The sequence below is a fragment of the Vibrio sp. D173a genome (genome assembly GCF_030248475.1).
This window is the reverse complement of sequence record NZ_JAHGAH010000494.1, coordinates 1-1,240: the sequence shown is the minus strand read 5'-3', so window position 1 is coordinate 1,240 and position 1,240 is coordinate 1. Positions and strand designations below refer to the sequence as shown.

Genomic DNA, 1,240 nt, shown 5'->3' with positions numbered 1-1,240 from the left:
CTCGGTTCTAACCGCATGAACCAGAATAAGGCGGTCAAATGAACGTATTTGGTTGTGATCTTGAAGCTGTTCTAACAGTGAGATGAACGGGCCGACTGCAGTGCCGGTGGCGAGCATCCACAGATCTTGAGCGTATGCAGGGATCTCTTCGATCGTCATGAATCCACTTGGATCTCGTCCTACAAAAACCTCGTCTCCACTGTTTAACTGGTGAAGCATTGGTGACAGTTGTCCATCGCTGTCTTTCACAATCAGAAACTCTAGGTGTTGATAGCCTTTTTCATGGGACGGAGCATTAACCATCGAGTACGCCCGTCTAACTAGCTCTCCTTGCGCATTTTCGAGACCCAACTTGGTAAACTGGCCTGCTAAATAGGGCGATATAGCGGCTTTAATCTCTAAGGAAAAAAGTTGATGGTTCCAATCAACTCGGTTCACGACTTTCCCTGCGACTAAGCCATGTGGAAGTTCTGTCATAGTTCTGCTCTCCTATAAGGTCCTCTTCATTGAGGGTCTTAATAAGCATAATCAAAGATTCTCATACTGAGGGTAGCAGGTTATATGCCAATAATGAGAATCGTTATCAAATAAGGCTTGATAAACAATCACAACGCTTTTGATGTCAAATTGACTTGGTTTAAAGTGTGTCTTTATAACTCAATAAGTTCTTTTTAACCTGAATTGGTTGGCTAAGTATCTGGAGAATGGATCTGCGTGAAAACTCAATAGCGCGCGCTTTTTGAGTCTCTTTACGAGCTGTATCTGTGATTCTTATAGTGAATAAGTCTTTGAAAGATATTCAATGAAGATGGTCGGTGGGAGATATGTTTTGATTTAAAAACCGCCAGAAGTGAACTGGCGGTTACCTATTACTAGGATTTTTTGAAATATTCAGTTCAAAAAACAAGAGTTCAGTGAACTTTTATGAATACTACATTGTGATTTTATAAAAACAAAGCATAGAAAAGTAAAGAATGTAAATGAGATGAATTATCATTTGCATCGTGTATTATGCACCGCTCTTGTTGTTGTTTATAAAATATAAGTACTATTATGAAACTGAAGTCACTTTCTGCAGCGATTACTGTTGCATTAGCCTCTTTTGCTACTCAAGCTGCCGACGAAACTGTGGTCGTAGTAGGTTCAGCCCTAGACCAACACGTTCAAACTGAGATCAACTCAGATACTCTAGAACAGAAACAAGCGTCAGATATCAAAGATGTTCTGAACACTATGCCAA

2 protein-coding genes are annotated in these 1,240 nt (G+C 40.2%); one reads left to right on the top strand and one right to left on the bottom strand.

From position 1 onward, the window contains the following. The coding region (locus tag KIV40_RS27040; RefSeq protein ID WP_285352263.1) for an FAD-binding oxidoreductase at window positions 1-477 on the bottom strand (477 nt) is incomplete at its 3' end. A 576-nt stretch (window positions 478-1,053) separates the two neighbouring features. Between KIV40_RS27040 and KIV40_RS27035 the strand changes: the two genes are divergently transcribed. Continuing rightward, window positions 1,054-1,240, top strand: a 187-nt coding sequence (locus tag KIV40_RS27035) for a hypothetical protein (protein ID WP_285352262.1), incomplete at its 3' end; no start/stop codon positions are given.